The organism is Burkholderia sp. BCC1977 (genome assembly GCF_905339595.1).
Lineage (GTDB): Bacteria > Pseudomonadota > Gammaproteobacteria > Burkholderiales > Burkholderiaceae > Burkholderia.
Genome location: NZ_CAJPGQ010000012.1, coordinates 62,958 through 78,998, shown reverse-complemented (window position 1 = coordinate 78,998; position 16,041 = coordinate 62,958). Strand labels below are relative to the sequence as shown.

At 68.3% G+C, this 16,041-nt stretch carries 18 protein-coding genes and 1 pseudogene; 14 read left to right on the top strand and 5 right to left on the bottom strand.

Translation table 11 applies throughout. The features are described from left to right. The first annotated feature begins 198 nt into the window (after window positions 1-198). The 14 genes from U5771_RS12910 (at window position 199) to U5771_RS12845 (ending at window position 12,352) form a co-directional block, all read left to right on the top strand. The gene (locus U5771_RS12910; RefSeq protein WP_322024333.1) at window positions 199-1,398 is read left to right on the top strand and encodes a PLP-dependent aminotransferase family protein; all 1,200 of its coding nucleotides are present in this window, start codon (window positions 199-201) and stop codon (window positions 1,396-1,398) included. 10 nt (window positions 1,399-1,408) lie between these two features. Continuing rightward, window positions 1,409-1,597 carry a hypothetical protein gene (locus U5771_RS12905; RefSeq protein ID WP_322024332.1) on the top strand — a complete coding sequence of 63 codons (189 nt, stop codon included), beginning with the start codon at window positions 1,409-1,411 and terminating at the stop codon, window positions 1,595-1,597. Between the two features lie 87 nt (window positions 1,598-1,684). Next, window positions 1,685-2,287, top strand: coding sequence for a pyridoxamine 5'-phosphate oxidase family protein (locus tag U5771_RS12900; RefSeq protein WP_322024331.1), 603 nt, complete (start codon window positions 1,685-1,687; stop codon window positions 2,285-2,287). A 177-nt stretch (window positions 2,288-2,464) separates the two neighbouring features. Further along, entirely contained in the window at window positions 2,465-3,742 is a 1,278-nt protein-coding gene (locus tag U5771_RS12895; RefSeq protein WP_322024330.1) for an epoxide hydrolase, read from the top strand. Window positions 3,743-4,106: 364 nt separating this feature from the next. Then, window positions 4,107-5,150 (top strand): alpha/beta hydrolase, encoded by a 1,044-nt coding sequence (locus U5771_RS12890; protein ID WP_322024329.1) that lies wholly within the window; start codon window positions 4,107-4,109, stop codon window positions 5,148-5,150. Next, complete coding sequence (locus U5771_RS12885; RefSeq protein WP_322024328.1) at window positions 5,150-5,686, top strand: cytochrome P460 family protein; 537 nt, start codon at window positions 5,150-5,152, stop codon at window positions 5,684-5,686. The genes U5771_RS12890 and U5771_RS12885 overlap by 1 nt, the downstream gene beginning before the upstream one ends. Before the next feature lie 280 nt (window positions 5,687-5,966). Then, on the top strand, window positions 5,967-6,323 hold the full coding sequence (locus U5771_RS12880; protein ID WP_322024327.1) for a DUF4148 domain-containing protein: 357 nt from the start codon (window positions 5,967-5,969) through the stop codon (window positions 6,321-6,323). 83 nt (window positions 6,324-6,406) lie between these two features. Next, entirely contained in the window at window positions 6,407-7,198 is a 792-nt protein-coding gene (locus tag U5771_RS12875) for an alpha/beta hydrolase (RefSeq protein ID WP_322024407.1), read from the top strand. A gap of 50 nt (window positions 7,199-7,248) precedes the next feature. Beyond that, window positions 7,249-7,458 (top strand): hypothetical protein, encoded by a 210-nt coding sequence (locus U5771_RS12870; RefSeq protein WP_322024326.1) that lies wholly within the window; start codon window positions 7,249-7,251, stop codon window positions 7,456-7,458. A gap of 141 nt (window positions 7,459-7,599) precedes the next feature. After that, window positions 7,600-8,070 carry a rhodanese-like domain-containing protein gene (locus tag U5771_RS12865; protein ID WP_322024325.1) on the top strand — a complete coding sequence of 157 codons (471 nt, stop codon included), beginning with the start codon at window positions 7,600-7,602 and terminating at the stop codon, window positions 8,068-8,070. Window positions 8,071-8,098: 28 nt separating this feature from the next. Then, window positions 8,099-9,067, top strand: a complete 969-nt coding sequence (epsC, locus tag U5771_RS12860; protein ID WP_322024324.1) for a serine O-acetyltransferase EpsC — start codon at window positions 8,099-8,101, stop codon at window positions 9,065-9,067. Next, on the top strand, window positions 9,064-9,285 hold the full coding sequence (locus U5771_RS12855; protein ID WP_322024323.1) for a helix-turn-helix transcriptional regulator: 222 nt from the start codon (window positions 9,064-9,066) through the stop codon (window positions 9,283-9,285). Before epsC ends, U5771_RS12855 begins: the two co-directional genes overlap by 4 nt. A 138-nt stretch (window positions 9,286-9,423) precedes the next feature. Further along, entirely contained in the window at window positions 9,424-10,356 is a 933-nt protein-coding gene (locus U5771_RS12850) for a family 2A encapsulin nanocompartment shell protein (protein ID WP_059818588.1), read from the top strand. Continuing rightward, a complete protein-coding gene (locus U5771_RS12845) occupies window positions 10,331-12,352 on the top strand; it encodes a family 2A encapsulin nanocompartment cargo protein cysteine desulfurase (protein ID WP_322024322.1) in 2,022 nt (673 codons plus the stop codon). The genes U5771_RS12850 and U5771_RS12845 overlap by 26 nt, the downstream gene beginning before the upstream one ends. Before the next feature lie 156 nt (window positions 12,353-12,508). On the opposite strand, the gene U5771_RS12840 is transcribed toward U5771_RS12845, so the two are convergent. The 5 genes and pseudogenes from U5771_RS12840 to U5771_RS12820 all read right to left on the bottom strand — a co-directional run bounded on the left by U5771_RS12840 (window position 12,509) and on the right by U5771_RS12820 (window position 15,852). Beyond that, a complete protein-coding gene (locus tag U5771_RS12840; protein ID WP_322024321.1) occupies window positions 12,509-13,393 on the bottom strand; it encodes a patatin-like phospholipase family protein in 885 nt (294 codons plus the stop codon). Between the two features lie 195 nt (window positions 13,394-13,588). Continuing rightward, a pseudogene (locus U5771_RS12835) lies at window positions 13,589-14,063 on the bottom strand (LysE family translocator); the annotation flags it as partial. After that, on the bottom strand, window positions 14,056-14,949 hold the full coding sequence (locus U5771_RS12830; protein ID WP_322024320.1) for an acetylglutamate kinase: 894 nt from the start codon (window positions 14,947-14,949) through the stop codon (window positions 14,056-14,058). The gene U5771_RS12830 and the pseudogene U5771_RS12835, both read right to left, overlap by 8 nt. Before the next feature lie 48 nt (window positions 14,950-14,997). Further along, entirely contained in the window at window positions 14,998-15,519 is a 522-nt protein-coding gene (locus tag U5771_RS12825) for a PTS sugar transporter subunit IIA (RefSeq protein WP_415859403.1), read from the bottom strand. 114 nt (window positions 15,520-15,633) lie between these two features. Further along, window positions 15,634-15,852, bottom strand: coding sequence for a hypothetical protein (locus U5771_RS12820; RefSeq protein WP_322024319.1), 219 nt, complete (start codon window positions 15,850-15,852; stop codon window positions 15,634-15,636). Window positions 15,853-16,041: the final 189 nt, after the last annotated feature.

The window sequence follows — 16,041 nt, the reverse complement described above, 5'->3', positions numbered from 1 at the left end:
ATTCGTGCCTGCGGCATGGATGCACCGCTCCCCCAATTAATGACCAAACCGCAAGACCTAGTGCATAGATATCGTTTGCCGCCGCGTTAATGACTATCGACAATCGTGGCTCGAATTCCCGCCGTGGCGCCGGAAGCGCCTTGGCGGGCGGCACCTGTCGGCCATCCCGGCCGTCGCTGCCATCCAGCTCACGACGACATGTACGCGTTCACGCCCTCATTCCAGAATCCTGCCGGTTCGCCGATCCGCGAGCTGTTCAAGTACCTCTCCGAACCGGGGATGATTTCCTTCGCGGGCGGCTACCCGGCCAGCGACCTGTTCGACGTCGACGGTCTCAACGCCGCCGCCGAACGCGCGTATGCGCAGCCCGTCCGCTGCCTGCAATACGGCCCGACCGACGGCCTCGCCGAACTGAAGCAGCAACTGATCGCATTGATGGCGCGCCGCGGCGTGACGTGCACGCCGGCCGAACTGCTCGTCACGACCGGCTCGCAACAGGGCCTCGACCTGCTGCTGCGCGTGATGGTCGCCCCGGGCGACGTCGTGCTGACCGAACAGCCGGCGTATCCGGCGACGCTGTCGGCGATGCGTCTGCAACAGGCGCGCATCGTGACGATCCCGGTCGACGGCGACGGCCTCGATGTCGACCGCCTCGCGTCGCAACTCGCATCCGGCGCGATCGCGCAGCCGAAGCTGCTCTACACGGTCCCGACCTTCGCGAACCCGACCGGCGCGACGCTCACGCGCGAACGCCGCCTGAAGTTGCTGCGTCTCGCGGTGCAATACCGTTTCCTGATCGTCGAGGACGATCCGTACGGCGACCTGCGTTTCGCGGGCGAACCGGTGCCGTCGATGCTTGCCCTCGCGAATGAAGTCGACGGTGCGCGCGACTGGATCGTGCACTTCGCGAGCCTGTCGAAGATCGTCGCGCCGGGGCTGCGCGTGGGCTGGACGATCGCGCCGGCCGAAATCGCGCGACGCTGCGTGATCGCGAAGCAGACGGTCGACCTGTGCAGTACGCCGTGGACGCAAGCCGCCGCCGCCGAGTATCTCGCCGACGGCGCACTCGAACGCCATCTGCCGCGCATCACGGCCGCCTACCGGCGCAAGTGCGACGCGATGTGCGATGCGCTGCGCGACGGCTTCGGCGATGCGATCACGTTCCATCGCCCCGAAGGCGGGATGTTCGTGTGGGCGCGCATCGGCGCCGTGTCGTCGGACGTGCTGCTGCAACAGGCGATCGCGAACAAGGTCGTGTTCGTGCCGGGCAAGGCGTTCTTCGCGGACAACGTCGATGCCGCTTCGCTGCGGCTCTCGTTCGCCGCGCCCGACGTCGACGCGATCCGGGAAGGCGTGGCGCGTCTCGTGCGAGCCTATGGTGCGGCGCTGGCCGCGTGAGGAGACACACATGAACATCGTCATCAACGACACCGCATGGATGGATGAAGCGCCGGGCATGGCCGATATCCGTCCCGTCGAGCACAGGTCGTCGCAGATCAGCGCGGGGCCGCAGTACGTCGCCGACGTGCTCGGCCGCTTCGGTGCGGATTCCGCCGATACGAGCGACGCCGCGCCGGTCGTCCTCGGCTACAACTGAACCACGCGGCGGCGGACTCGCAACGCAAGCCCGCCGCCGAAACGGTTAAGCTGGCGCGATCGAATCGCGCAGGATCGCCACGCCATCATGTCCGACACCGACACCCCTTCCGAATCGCTGACGGAAACGTACGACCGCCTTTGGTCCTGCCTCGAGTCCGGCGTCGGCATGCAGCGTTCGCCGTTCACGATGCTGCAGGCCGCGACGCTCGGCCTCGACGGCGGGCCGAAGGTGCGCACGATCGTGTTGCGGCACGTGAGTCGCGCCGAGCGTCTGCTGGCGTTCCATACCGATGCGCGTTCGGAGAAGGTGGCGGAATTGCGCCGCGAGCCGCGCATCGCCATCGTCGCGAACGATCTCGACGCGCTCGTGCAGATTCGCGCGGAAGGCGTTGCGTCGATCTGCGACGACGAAGCGCAACGTCGTGCCGTCTGGCAATCGAGCCGCCCGCATACGCTGCTGCTGTATCGCGCACCGTTGCGACCGGGCACGCCGATCGAGTCGCCTGAAGCAGCGCACGTCACGGCAAGCCAAAGCGTCACATCCACCGACGACGGTTATCGGAACTTCTGCCTGCTCCACGTCACGGTGACGCGCATCGACTGGCTCGAACTGGCCCGCAGCGGCCATCGCCGCGCGGTGTTCGAGGTGACCGACGACGGCTACGAAGGCCGCTGGATCGCGCCATGATGTGACGGCGGTGGTCGGATCACCGCTACAAGCGCGTACAAATCAGACAAATCCCCGATACATCAGACCTTTCAAATGGGCAACGCCGCGTGACCGGCGCACGCCCGAATGAAAGCGAAGGCGCGCTCGGGCGCGCGGCATGTTCACTTTCCACTTCACGAAAGGAGATGCCGAACGATGTCTTCCACACCGTTTTCCCCGATGCGTCGCCACCTGCTGGCCACTTCCGTGGCCGCCGGTGTATCCGCGATGCTGCCCACCGCGCTGCATGCGGCCACCGGCGCCGACGGCATACGCCCGTTCACCGCCCAGATCCCCGACGACGCACTGGCCGACCTGCGCCGCCGCATTGCCGCGACGCGCTGGCCGGGCCGCGAGACCGTCGCCGACGAATCGCAGGGCGTGCGGCTCGCGCGCATGCAGGCGCTGCTGCGCTACTGGGGCACCGACTACGACTGGCGCAAGGGCGAGGCGCGCCTGAACGGTTTCCCGATGTTCATCACCGAAATCGACGGGCTCGACATTCACTTCATCCACGTGCGGTCGCGGCATGCGAACGCGATGCCGATGATCATGACGCACGGCTGGCCCGGTTCGATCTTCGAGCTGCTGAAGGCGATCGGCCCGCTGACCGACCCGACCGCGCACGGTGCCAGTGCCGACGATGCGTTCCACGTCGTCGTGCCGTCGCTGCCGGGCTTCGGCTTCTCGGGCCGCCCGACGAAGACGGGCTGGGGCTCCGACCACATCGCGCGGGCCTGGGGCGAGCTGATGGGGCGCCTCGGCTATACGCGCTTCGTGTCGCAGGGCGGCGACTGCGGCTCGGTGATCTCGCATCGGATGGCGAGGCAGCGCGTGCAGGGCCTGGCCGGGATTCACGTGAACATGCCGGCGACGGTGCCGCCGGACATCGCGACGCTGCTGCAGACCGACGCGCCGGCGCCGGCGTCGCTGGCGCCGAAGGAGAAGGCCGCCTACGAGAAGCTCGCGACGTTCTATCGCGACAACTGCGGCTACTCGGCGATGATGGTCACGCGTCCGCAGACGGTCGGCTACGCGCTTGCCGATTCGCCGTCGGGGCAGGCCGCGTGGATGTACGACAAGATCTCGCAGTGGACCTACAGCGGCGGCGTGCCCGAACGTTCGATTCCGCGCGACGAGATTCTCGACGACATTTCGTTGTACTGGCTGACCGACACGGCGACGTCCGCCGCGCAGATCTACTGGGAGGATCACTCGAACAACTTCAACGCGGTGGACATCTCGCTGCCGGCGGCGATCACGGTGTTCCCCGGCGAGATCTACCAGGCGCCGCGCAGTTGGGCCGAGCGCAGCTATCACAACCTGATCTACTTCAACGAAGTCGACAGGGGCGGGCATTTCGCGGCATGGGAGGAGCCGGAACTGTTTGCCCGCGAAGTGCGTGCCGGGTTCCGGCCGTTACGTCGCGCGTAAGCGCGGATTGACGAGAGGATGCGGGCCGGTTGCGATGCCGGCCCGCGTTTTTGTCGTGCGGCGGTTGCCGGCCTGGGTTGGCGTCCTGACGTCGGCTGTGGGGCCGGGCGGGGCCTCCTTCCGTAGGCGCATGGCGCGTGGCCGACCGGAAACACCCGTTTCCGCCACGATTTTGAATCGTCGTGTGTCGTATCCGAACACGGATACGTTGGGATACAAGGCATCCGGACGGTTCGGATATAAAACCGGTGAAGCGATTCACACGGCGGCGCGGTGCCATGCGCCGCCGCCGTGAACGGCGATACCGGAGCGCCCGTACGTGCCGCGGGCCCCTTCCTTAGCGATCGACAATGGAGAACCCGTCATGCCTGATACCGTAAACACCCGCCGCCGCCTGATTCTGGGTACGACACTCGCCAGCCTGAGCCTTGCCGACCTCGGGTTCGGTTCACTGGCGCGCGCGCAGTCGGCGCCCGATGCGCCGACGACGAAGCGCGCGGCCGGCGCGGCGTCGCTCGGCAAGATCCACCAGATCGACGCGGGCGTGCTGAACGTCGGGTACGCGGATCTCGGGCCGAGGAACGGCCCCGTCGTGTTCCTGCTGCACGGCTGGCCGTACGACATCTACAGTTACGCGGACGTCGCGCCGCTGCTCACGGCGGCCGGCTATCGCGTGATCGTGCCGTACCTGCGCGGCTACGGATCGACGACGTTCCGCTCGGCCGACACGGTGCGCAACGGCCAGCAGGCGGTGACGGCCGTCGACATCGTCGCGCTGATGGATGCGCTGAAGATCGACCGCGCGGTGTTCGGCGGCTACGACTGGGGCGCGCGCACGGCCGACATCATCGCGGCGCTGTGGCCGCAGCGCGTGAAGGCGCTGGTGTCGGTGAGCGGCTACCTGATCGGCAGCCAGGAGGCGAACCGCAAGCCGCTGCCGCCGCAAGCGGAATTCCAGTGGTGGTACCAGTTCTACTTCACGACCGAGCGCGGCGCGCTCGGCTACGCGGCCAACCGCGACGCGTTCAACAAGCTGATCTGGCAGCTTGCGTCGCCGAAGTGGCAGTTCTCCGACGAAACCTACGCGCGCAGCGCCGCGTCGTTCCAGAACCCCGACCACGTGGCCGTCGTGATCCACAACTATCGCTGGCGCCTCGGGCTCGCGAAGGGCGAAGCGCAATACGACGACATCGAGCGGCGGCTCGCGGCCGGCCCGGCGATCACCGTGCCGACCATCACGATGGAAGGCGACGCGAACGGCGCGCCGCACCCGGAACCGGCCGCGTATGCGAAGAAGTTCACGGGCAAGTACCAGCACCGGACGATCACCGGCGGCATCGGCCACAACCTGCCGCAGGAAGCGCCGCAGGCGTTCGCCGATGCGATCCTGCAAGTGGAGCATCTGTGATGCGGGCTGGCATTCGCGTTGTTCGTCGCGGCGCGCGCCGTGCGCTTGTCGCGGGCGTGCTGCTGGCCGGTGCGTTGTCGGCGAACGGCCCGGCCGCGCGGGCGGAGCAGCCGAAGCCGGCCGCGTCGCCGATCTATGGCGTGACGATTCCGCCCGGCTACCGGAAGTGGGAAATGGTCGCGCCGGCGGAGGAAGCGGCACCGCTCGACGAGTTGCGCGTCGTGCTCGGCAACCCCGTCGCGATCCGCGCGCTCGAACAGGCGACGCTGCCGTTTCCGGACGGCACGATCCTCGTGAAGCTCGCGTACAAGCGCAAGCAGTCGGACGCGTTCGCGCCGGCGACGGTGCCCGGCCAGGCGACGACCGTGCAGGTGATGGTGAAGGATTCGCGCCGCTATGCGGCGACGGGCGGCTGGGGCTTCGGGCGCTTCATCAACGGCGTGCCGGCCGATATCGGTCAGCACCAGACCTGCTTCGCGTGTCATCAGGCACGCGTGAAGCATCACGACTATGTGTTCACGCGGCTCGCGCCTTGATGTGACTTGACGGGTTCGGTTTGACGGAAAGGCGTGCCGCGCGAGGCACGCCTTTTTTCGTGGTGGGGGATGCGGGGCGCGCATTGCGCTGCCTGGCGAGTTTGTATCGCTCTGTATCCGGCGCCGTTGCGGAAACATCGGATTGCACAGCCCCCTGTTCCGGAAACATGCCGGATACGTGAGCGGGTTCTACTGTCGACATGCAGCAAACGTTCGGTGCCAGACGTTCGCATCGGATACCGAATGATCGATACCCTCACTTCCTTCAAGGAGCAATCTCATGAAAGCCGCTCGAATCCTCGCAGTTGCCGTGCTCGCCTCGATCCCCGCCTTGTCGTTCGCCGATACCGGCCACAGCCTCACGCGTGCCGACGTGCGCGCCGAGCTCATCCGGCTCGAGCAGGCCGGCTACAGCCCGGCCAGCAGCGAAGCGCATTACCCGGACGATATCGCCGCCGCGCAGAATGCCGTCGCCGCCGCGCAGCGGGTCGCGCGCTCCGACCAGAACGGTGCGTCGAAGTCGCAGGACGACAACGTGGCCGCCGCGTCGGCGCCAGCCGCCGGCTACGCCGCGGCCGACAAGCGCGCCGCACGGAACGCACGCACGGACGCGGACGATCTGTACGCGCATTCGTGATCCGCAGCCGCGCCTGCGATACGAGAGGCGCGGCCGCATCGAAAACACTTCAAATGAACAACACGACGGAAAGGAGCATGACGATGGTCGGTTTGACGAAACGGGTTCTGGTGTCCGCGGCGGTGCTCGGCGGGCTGTTCGGTGCGGTCGCGGCGCAGGCGGCGCCCAAGGACGACCTGAAGGGAACGAACGTCGTGCTCGTGCACGGCGCGTTCGCCGACGGGTCGAGCTGGAACCGCGTGATTCCGCTGCTCGAGGCGCGCGGCCTGCATGTCGTCTCGGTGCAGAACCCGCTGAGCTCGCTCGCCGACGATACGGCCGCGACGAAGCGCGCGATCAACGAGCAGAAGGGGCCCGTCGTGCTGGTCGGTCATTCGTGGGCCGGCGTCGTGATCAGCGACGCGGGCAACGACGACAAGGTGAAGTCGCTTGTTTACGTCGCCGCGTTCGCACCGGACAACGGCCAGTCGATCGCCGACGTCACGCAGGGGCTGCCGGCACCGGCGTGGGCCGGCGAGCTGCGCAAGGACGCCGGTGGTTTCGCGACGCTGTCGGACAAGGCGATCGCGCAGGACTTCGCGCCGGATCTGCCGCCCGCGCAGCAACGCATCGTCGCGGCGACGCAAGGGCCGTGGTACGGCGGTTGCATTGCGGAGAAGGTCGCGCAGGCCGCGTGGCACGCGAAGCCGTCGTCGTTCGTCGTCGCGACGCAGGACCGGATGATCGATCCGACGCTGCAGGAGGCGATGGCGAAGCGGATCGGCGCGACGGTCACGCGCGTGAACGGCAGCCATGTCGCGATGCTGAGCCAGCCGAAGGCCGTGGCCGACGCGATCATCGCGGCGGCGGAACGTGCGAGGCAGGATGCGCCGTGAGTGGGTGCGGCGCCGCCCGTGATTGTGATGTCCTTTCACGAGGAGCAATCATGACGCGGCAACGCTGCCAACTGTCGGCGACTGAAATCGGATTCCATCACAACGTGCAGCGCATCGCGCGCTGCACCGTTCGTCACTTCGCGGTCGCCCATCCTTTCGACAACCTTCGATGCATGACATCGAACGGCCATCGCTCCGCATCCCCCGCACGAACCCGCACCGATAGCGCGCCTCTGCTATTGCATTTCACGCGCCGCTGATTAGGAAATGAATTTTTATTGGTTCTGCTTCCCCGACCGCGCTCGCATAGTGGGGCTGACGGCTATAGACAGCACGCAAGCTGCACCTGCCGCATTCCCGGCGTGTTTGATCATACGAATCTGCGAGAACAAGGAAGCGTGATGACGTTTGCATTGGAAGAACGAACCGCCGCCCAGCAGGCGCTGGAAGACGCCCGCGCGGCGGCCGCATCGGCGGGCACGCCGTACGCGGGCGGCGTGGCACCCGAAGCCGCATGGGCGCTGTTCGCCGCCGGCGACGCGTTGCTGGTCGACGTGCGCACCGCGGAAGAACGGAAATTCGTCGGCCACGTGCCGGCGTCGCTGCATGTGGCGTGGGCCACCGGCACGAGCCTGACGCGCAACCCGCGCTTCGTGCGCGAACTGGAAGCGAAGACCGGCAAGGACGCGGTGGTGTTGCTGCTTTGCCGCAGCGGCAATCGCTCCGCGCAGGCGGCGGAGGCCGCGACCAAGGGCGGCTTCACGCAGGTGTTCAACGTGCTCGAAGGGTTCGAGGGCGACCTCGACGAACAGCAGCATCGCGGCAGCCGGAACGGCTGGCGCCATCGCGGCCTGCCGTGGACGCAGGACTGAGTCACGGCTGTTAAGGGGAGAAGTCAGCATGGCCGCATTCGATATCGACGACATCGTTCAGTCGCTCCAGACCGTGCGCCGCGCGTGGCGCGAGAAGCAGCGACGCTCGCTCGAACCGGGCGGGCGCGACCTGCCGGCGCGCGAGGCGCTCGCCCAGATCATCGGCGCGCTGAAGGGCGTGCTGTTCCCGATGCGGCTCGGGCCGCCCGACCTGCGGCAGGAGAGCGAGAACTTCCATGTGGCCCACGCGCTGGACGCGGCACTGAACGCGCTGCTCGCGCAGGTGACGCTCGAGCTGCGCTACGCGGCGCGGCAACGTAACACCGATGCGCGGATCGACGAAGCGGCTGCCACCGCCGTGCAGGCGTTCGCCGCACGTTTGCCCGACATCCGCCGGCTGCTCGACAGCGACGTGCTGGCCGCGTTCCATGGCGATCCCGCGGCGGGCAGCGTCGACGAAGTGCTGCTTTGCTATCCCGGCATCCTCGCGATGATCCACCACCGGCTCGCGCACGAGCTGTATCGACTCGGGCTGCCGCTGCTCGCGCGGATCATCGCCGAGCAGGCGCATGCGGAAACCGGCATCGACATTCATCCGGGCGCGCGCATCGGCGGCGGCTTCTTCATCGACCACGGCACGGGCGTCGTGATCGGCGAGACCGCGATCATCGGCGAGCGCGTGCGCGTGTACCAGGCCGTCACGCTCGGCGCGAAGCGCTTCCCGCGCGATGCGGCCGGCCATCTGGAGAAAGGGCTCGCGCGCCATCCGATCGTCGAGGACGACGTCGTGATCTATGCGGGCGCAACGATCCTCGGCCGCGTGACGATCGGCCGCGGCGCGGTGATCGGCGGCAACGTGTGGCTCACGCAGGACGTGCCGGCCGGCGCGAACATCACGCAGGCCGTGCTGCGCAGCGAGGCGAATGGCGCGCCGCGCGCGCGGCGCGAGCCGACCGAGCCGACCGAGCCGCTACCCGACGCACGGGTGACGACATGAGCGACCTGATCCAGCACTTCGGCGCCAACGTGCGCAAGCTGCGCGAAGCGCGCACGTGGTCGCAGGAGCAGCTCGCCGAACACGCGGGGCTGAACCGCTCGTACGTCGGCGAGATCGAGCGCGGCGAGGCGATCGCGTCGATCGTCACCGCCGACAAGATCGCGCGCGCGTTCGATGTGTCGATCTCGACGCTGTTGCCGGGCACGTTCGTCACCTGAGGCCGCCTCGTCCCCGTTCCGTTTCGGCGGCGCGCGACATGACGGCTATAGCATGTTGAGCCGGCAGGTGCGCGCTTCCGATAATCCCCCAGCGTCATAAGCAATCCCGTTTTTCATCTTAAGAACCCGGAGCCACACATGTCGACCGTTGCAAGCGGCACGGCCGCGCTGAGCGATCACGCCGCCCGCCAACTAGCGAACGCTACCAAGACCGTCCCGCAGCTTTCCACGATCACGCCGCGCTGGCTGACCCATCTGCTGCAGTGGGTGCCGGTCGAGGCCGGCATCTATCGCCTGAACCAGGTGAAGAACCCGGAAGCCGTGCGCGCCGCGTGCACGCAGCTCGAGGACGAAAGCGTGCTGCCGCAGACCTTCGTGCCGTACGAGGAACAGCCGCGCGAGTATTTCCTGAATGCGGTGAGCACGGTGCTCGACGTGCATACGCGGATCTCCGATCTCTACAGCAGTCCTCATGACCAGATCAAGGAACAGCTGCGCCTGACGATCGAGACGATCAAGGAGCTGCAGGAAAGCCAGCTGATCAACAACCCGGACTACGGGCTGCTCGCGAACGTGACCGACGAACAGCGGATCTTCCCGCTGACCGGCGCGCCGACGCCGGACGATCTCGACGAACTGCTGACCAGGGTGTGGAAGGAGCCGGCGTTCTTTCTCACGCACCCGCTCGCGATCGCCGCGTTCGGCCGCGAATGCACGCGGCGCGGCGTGCCGCCGCCGACGGTCAGCCTGTTCGGCTCGCAGTTCCTCACGTGGCGCGGCATTCCGCTGATCCCGTCGGACAAGGTGCCGGTCGCGGACGGCAAGACCAAGATCCTGCTGCTGCGCGTCGGCGACAAGCGCCAGGGCGTGGTCGGCCTTTATCAGCCGGGCGTCGCGGGCGAGCAGGGGCCGGGCCTGTCGGTGCGCTTCATGGGGATCAACAACCAGGCGATCGCGTCGTACCTGATCTCGCTGTACTGCTCGCTCGCGGTCCATTCGCCGGATGCGCTGGCTGTCCTCGATGACGTCGAAATCGCCAAGTACCATGACTATCCCGACACCTACCGTTAATCCCGGCTCGGCCGGCAGCGACGCGCTCGCGTTGCCGCACGCGCCGCTGCCGGCCGGCCTGCCCGACCCGGCGGCGCTCGCGCGGCTCGCGGCCGAGTTCTTCGCGACGCCGCCCGGGCAGGCCACCGCACCCGGGCTGTCGGCGGGCAGCGGGGCGGTCGGCGGCGTGCCGTCGGCGTTGCCGGCTGCCGCACCGATCCTCGCGTCGGCGAGCAATCCGGCGCCGGCCGGCTCGCCGCTCGCGGGGCCGGGCGGCACGGGCACCGGCGTGCCGGGCCTCGCGTTGCAGGACAAGGCGTTGGGCAAGGCGCCCGGCGCGAACCTCGCGCCGTCCGCGCCGACGCACGTGCTGTCGCTCGGCAATCGCGTGCCCGCGCTCGCGCCGCATGCGGCCGCGCAGAACGGGCTGCCCGACAATGCGGTGTCGATCGCGCCCGCGTTCGAGCCGCGCGTCGGCGGCGCGGCGCTCGGCGTGCCGCAGGCGCATGCGGCGGTGTCGGAGGGCGCGGTGAAGGCCGCGCCGGCCGCGTCGCCGTATTACTTCACCGACGGCTCGCGGCAGGGCTGGCAGGCGACGCCGCAGGACATCGTCGTGCCGTCGAACGGCCTCGCGTCGCCGGAAGCGTTCGGGCTGCCGGGCGACGACGCGCTGCGCGACCTGCTCGCCGTGCAGCGCGACGTGCCGGTGTCGCGCGCATCGGGGGCCGACGTGCCGCGTTACTTCGTCGACGATGCGCATGCCGCCGAGCCGCCGGGCAACCTGCATCGCGGCGCGCGCCCGCCGTTCGACGTGAACGCGATCCGCCGCGATTTCCCGATCCTGCAGGAGCGCGTGAACGGCAAGCAACTCGTCTGGTTCGACAACGCGGCGACGACGCACAAGCCGCAGGCCGTGATCGACCGTCTCGCCCATTTCTATGCGCACGAGAACTCGAACATCCACCGCGCCGCGCATGCACTGGCGGGCCGCGCGACGGACGCATACGAGCACGCACGGGACACCGTGCGGCGTTTCATCGGCGCGGCGTCGCCGGACGAGATCGTGTTCGTGCGCGGCACCACCGAGGCGATCAACCTGATCGCGAAGACGTGGGGCGTGCAGAACGTCGGCGAAGGCGACGAGATCGTCGTGTCGCATCTCGAGCATCACGCGAACATCGTGCCGTGGCAGCAGCTTGCGGCGCTCAAGGGCGCGAAGCTGCGCGTGATTCCGGTCGACGATTCGGGGCAGGTGCTGCTCGACGAATACCGGAAGCTGCTCAACGACCGCACGAAGATCGTGTCCGTCACGCAGGTGTCGAATGCGCTCGGCACGGTCGTGCCGGTGAAGGAGATCGTCGAGCTGGCACATCGCGCGGGCGCGAAGGCGCTCGTCGACGGCGCGCAGTCGATCTCGCACATGCGCGTCGACGTGCAGGCGCTCGATGCGGACTTCTTCGTGTTCTCCGGGCACAAGATCTACGGGCCGACCGGCATCGGCGTCGTGTACGGCAAGCGCGCGATCCTCGACGACATGCCGCCCTGGCAGGGCGGCGGCAACATGATCGCGGACGTGACGTTCGAGCGCACGGTGTTCCAGCCGCCGCCGAACCGCTTCGAGGCCGGCACCGGCAACATCGCGGATGCGGTGGGGCTGGGTGCGGCGCTCGACTACGTGAGCCGCGTCGGCATCGAGCACATCGCGCGCTACGAGCACGATCTGCTCGCGTATGCGACGAGCGTGCTCGCGCCGGTGCCGGGCGTGCGGCTCGTCGGCACCGCGCGCGACAAGGCGAGCGTGCTGTCGTTCGTGCTGAAGGGCTATGAGACCGAGGAAGTCGGGCAGGCGCTGAACGAAGCGGGCATCGCGGTGCGCTCCGGTCATCACTGCGCGCAGCCGATCCTGCGGCGCTTCGGGCTCGAGGCGACGGTGCGGCCGTCGCTGGCGTTCTACAACACGTGCGATGAAGTCGATGCGCTGGTCAGCGTCGTGAGGCGGCTGGCGGCGCGGCGCTGAGACGCGCGGCACGCGAGAGGGCCGTTTGCGGCTCCCGGCAACGGGATGTCGCAAGCGGCCCTTTTTCGGCTTCTTCGCCTGTTTCCGGGGAGAGGAACCGGTAGCCCTGGAAGCGGCGTTCGTCGGTCATGGGTTTGCACGGCGGGCGAGCAACCATCAATGCGACAGCGCCGCGGCATGATCGTGCTCGCGCAGCTGGCCGGGAATCGCGCACTGCGCGAGCCCGCCCGCATCGATCCACGCGCGGGTGCGTTCCGCGGCCTTGTCGATCAGTTGCGCGCACTGCGAGTAATCGTATGACGACACGTCGAGCGGACAGAGCGGCGGCACGACATGGATTTGCGCGCGCGCCGCGTACAGCTCCAGATCGCGCACCAGTTGCCGCGCGATCACGAGCGTCAGCGCGTGCGTCGCATGCGCGATCGCGCTGCGCGGCGGCGCGCGCAACGCACAGGCGAATCCGGCCGGCAGCACGACGATCCGCTTGACGCCGAGCGCGATCGCAACGGAGATCGGCGTATTGTTCGCGACGCCGCCGTCGACGAGTTCCACGCCGCCGATGCTGACCGACGGAAACACGCCGGGAATCGCCGCGCTGGCCTGCACGGCATCCACGACCGAACCGGCGGACAGCACGACTTCGCGGCCGTTCAGCACGTCGGTCGCGACGATGTGGAGCGGCAACGCGGCCTGCTCGATCCGTCGGTACGGCAGGTTCCTTTCCAGCAGCAGGCGCAGCGCATCGCCGTCGACCAGATGCGGCCGGTTGCGCAGCAGCATCGCGATGAGGCTGCGCATCGAGAACGGCATGACGTCCTGACGGCGGATCCTGCACCACAGCGCGGCGAGCATCGCGACGCCGTCCGCGTCCGGCCGGCCGGCGAAATAGGCGGCATTGATCGCGCCCGCCGACGCGCCGACGACGCAATCGGGCCGTTCACCGCTTGCGACCAGCTCGCGAAGCATGCCGACCTCGATCGCGCCAAGACTGCCGCCGCCGGCGAACACGAAGGCGGTCGAGGGAGTGGGATCGGAAGTCACGGTGCGCCCTCCTGCGGTTGGCTGCGACAGTGCTTTCTCCATAATGGATCGTGCGGCGCCCCGGATGTCCTGATGAAAACCCTGCCGGCACGCGGCCCCGGCCGTTCGGGGGCCGACGATGCGCGCGGTGCGCCGCGTTCCCCGGAATCCCGCGATGAACCGTTTTTCGGGTGGCGTGCGGCAACATGGCGCCGGTCAGCGCCCTGCCGGCATGCGCCCGCCGAGCCCCATCGGCAGCGGCCCGGCCGTCGTATCGAGCACGGCCTTGCGCCGAATCAGCAGCTGGCGCACCGACGGGTGCGACGCGAGCAGCGCCATCGTGCAGTACCACGCGCCCGACATCCCGATCGACAGCGCGACGACCGCGAGGTCGAGCCACGCCGGCGCATGGGCCGGCACCATCAACGCGAAGATGCTGCCGTGGAACGCGACGGATTTCGGGTTCGTCATGCTGACCACATCGCCTTTCTTCACGGCGTTCCAGTCGGAGGACGCGGCCGGCGCGGAAACGGGCGACGGCTTGCGTGCGGTCAGCACCGTTTTCAGTGCCGAGCCAGATAAGGTACGTGGCGCCCGCGAGCCGCAGCGCGGTGTGCACCCGGGCGACGTGGGTCACGAGCAGGCCGAGCCCGGCAATCGCGATCGCGGCCCAGGTGCCCGATTCAGAAGCGCACGACCTGCTTCCGTTCGACGCTGAAGCCGTCGCGCAGCACGCACGTCGAATCGGCGAAGTAGCGACGGGTTTCGGACAGCAGATCGGCGTTGCCGCGCCGGCAAAACACGACGCCCGCGCCTTCGTCCGTGAGCAGCTCGTCGATCAGCGATTCGGGTTGCCCGATATCGGCGAGATGGACGTTCTGCACGCCGTGCGCGAGCGCATCGAGCGCTTCCCGCACATAGGGCGCGGCATCGGCTGCCGGATGTTCGGCGAGCCATTGCTGGAGTTCCGTGATGCCGTAGAGCCCCGCGAGCTCGCCGAGTTCGCGCAGCGGCGCGCGCTCGACCATCATCACCAGCGTCGTCGCCTCCGCACGCTGCGCGAAGAGACTGCCGACGCGTTCCGGACGCAGCAGGCGGTCCGTGCCTGCGTCGTCCGGTGCGACCGGCATCACGGCGGGCACGAGACCGTTCCCGAGAAGCGCATTCAACGCGGTGCCGTCGAATTGCGCGACCGGGCTCGTGCTGGCCCGATCGGCATCGGCACCGGCCAGCAGCAGGCCGCCGTCGTGGCCGTCGACGCCGATCGCCTTGACGCCGTGACAGCCGATCAGGCGGACCAGTTCGCGGTTGACCTCGGCCATCGCGGCACGCGTCTCGTCGACGGACTGCACGCCGGCCGCGGCCGGTTTGCCCTGGACGACGATCGGGCGAATGCCGGTGAGCGCGAGCAGCGCGACATCCTGCGAGAAGGTCTGGCGGAAACGCGGGTCACCGCTCGCGCCGCCATCGACGATGACGACGGTTTGTCCGTGCAGGGCCTGCATGAAAGGCAGCGAGCGCGCCAGCCCGGCCACGCGCCGTGACGCAAGGGTAGGACTTTCAGGGTCTGGGAACATGGAAATTGAACAGGAGGAAGGGAGGGACCGCCGCCACGCGGCGCGGCGTCAGTGCGGGCGTTGCATGAGCCCGTGAATCTCGTCCGGCGTCAGCGCGTCGCGCGACGCCTGACGGAACGCGCGTTCGCCGAAGCAGCGGGCCGCATCGGCCAGCAGTTCGAGCGAGCCGCGATCGTCCTCTTTCGGCATGACGAGCACGATGAATTCGCGCACCGGCTTGCAGTCCGGTGCATCGAATGCGAACGGGTACAGCGCGCGAACGAACAGCGCGACGGCCGGGCCGAACCCGTCGACACGCGCATGGGGAATCGCGACGCCCTGGCCGAGGCCGGTCGAGCCGAGCCGCTCGCGCTGCGCCAGTTCGGCGCCGATCGTCTCCGCGTCGAATCCGGTGGCGCGCTGAATATGTCGCGCGACCAGATCGAACAACTGGCGCGTGCTTTCGACGGGCACGTCGAGCAGGATGTTGTCGGGCGGGCATCTGTCCGCCAGACGGGGCGCGCGCGACGGGCCGTCGCGTCGAGGGGCAAGCATGGGGTGGCCGCTGTCGGCGGCCGGCTGTGTTCGCATGCGGATTTCTCCGTGTCGTGATGACAGGGAAATGCTAGACAACTCCGCGTAAAGACGGTGTCAGATACGCGTGGGCCGGATATCAAAATTGCGTATCGATGGCGGCGCGCTTCGTCAGGTACCCGACAGGATGAACGGCACGGTGGTCACCAGAAAGATCGAGATGCCGACGACCGGCGCGCCGAACGCGATCGCCGTGAAGGCGGCCGCGGCACCGCTCAGCACGAGCGTTCTCGACAGCCGGCGGTGCCGGTGGTGGGTGCGCGTCCAGTCGTCGTCGATTGCGTCGGTTCGCGTGCCGATCACGTGTTTCCAGAACGTCAAGCCAAGCATGATTGCTCCAGGGCAAGGGCGGAAGGGGCCGGGCGGTGCGGCATGCGCGTCGACAGAACGCCGCGCGAGCGTGCGGCGGATCGATCGAAACGATGGGAGGTGAGTGTGCGGGGGAATTGCAGCGCACACCGTTCGCTTGATGACGGAACGGCGGCTCGGGGAAGACGGACGCAGGCGTTCGGCCAGTCA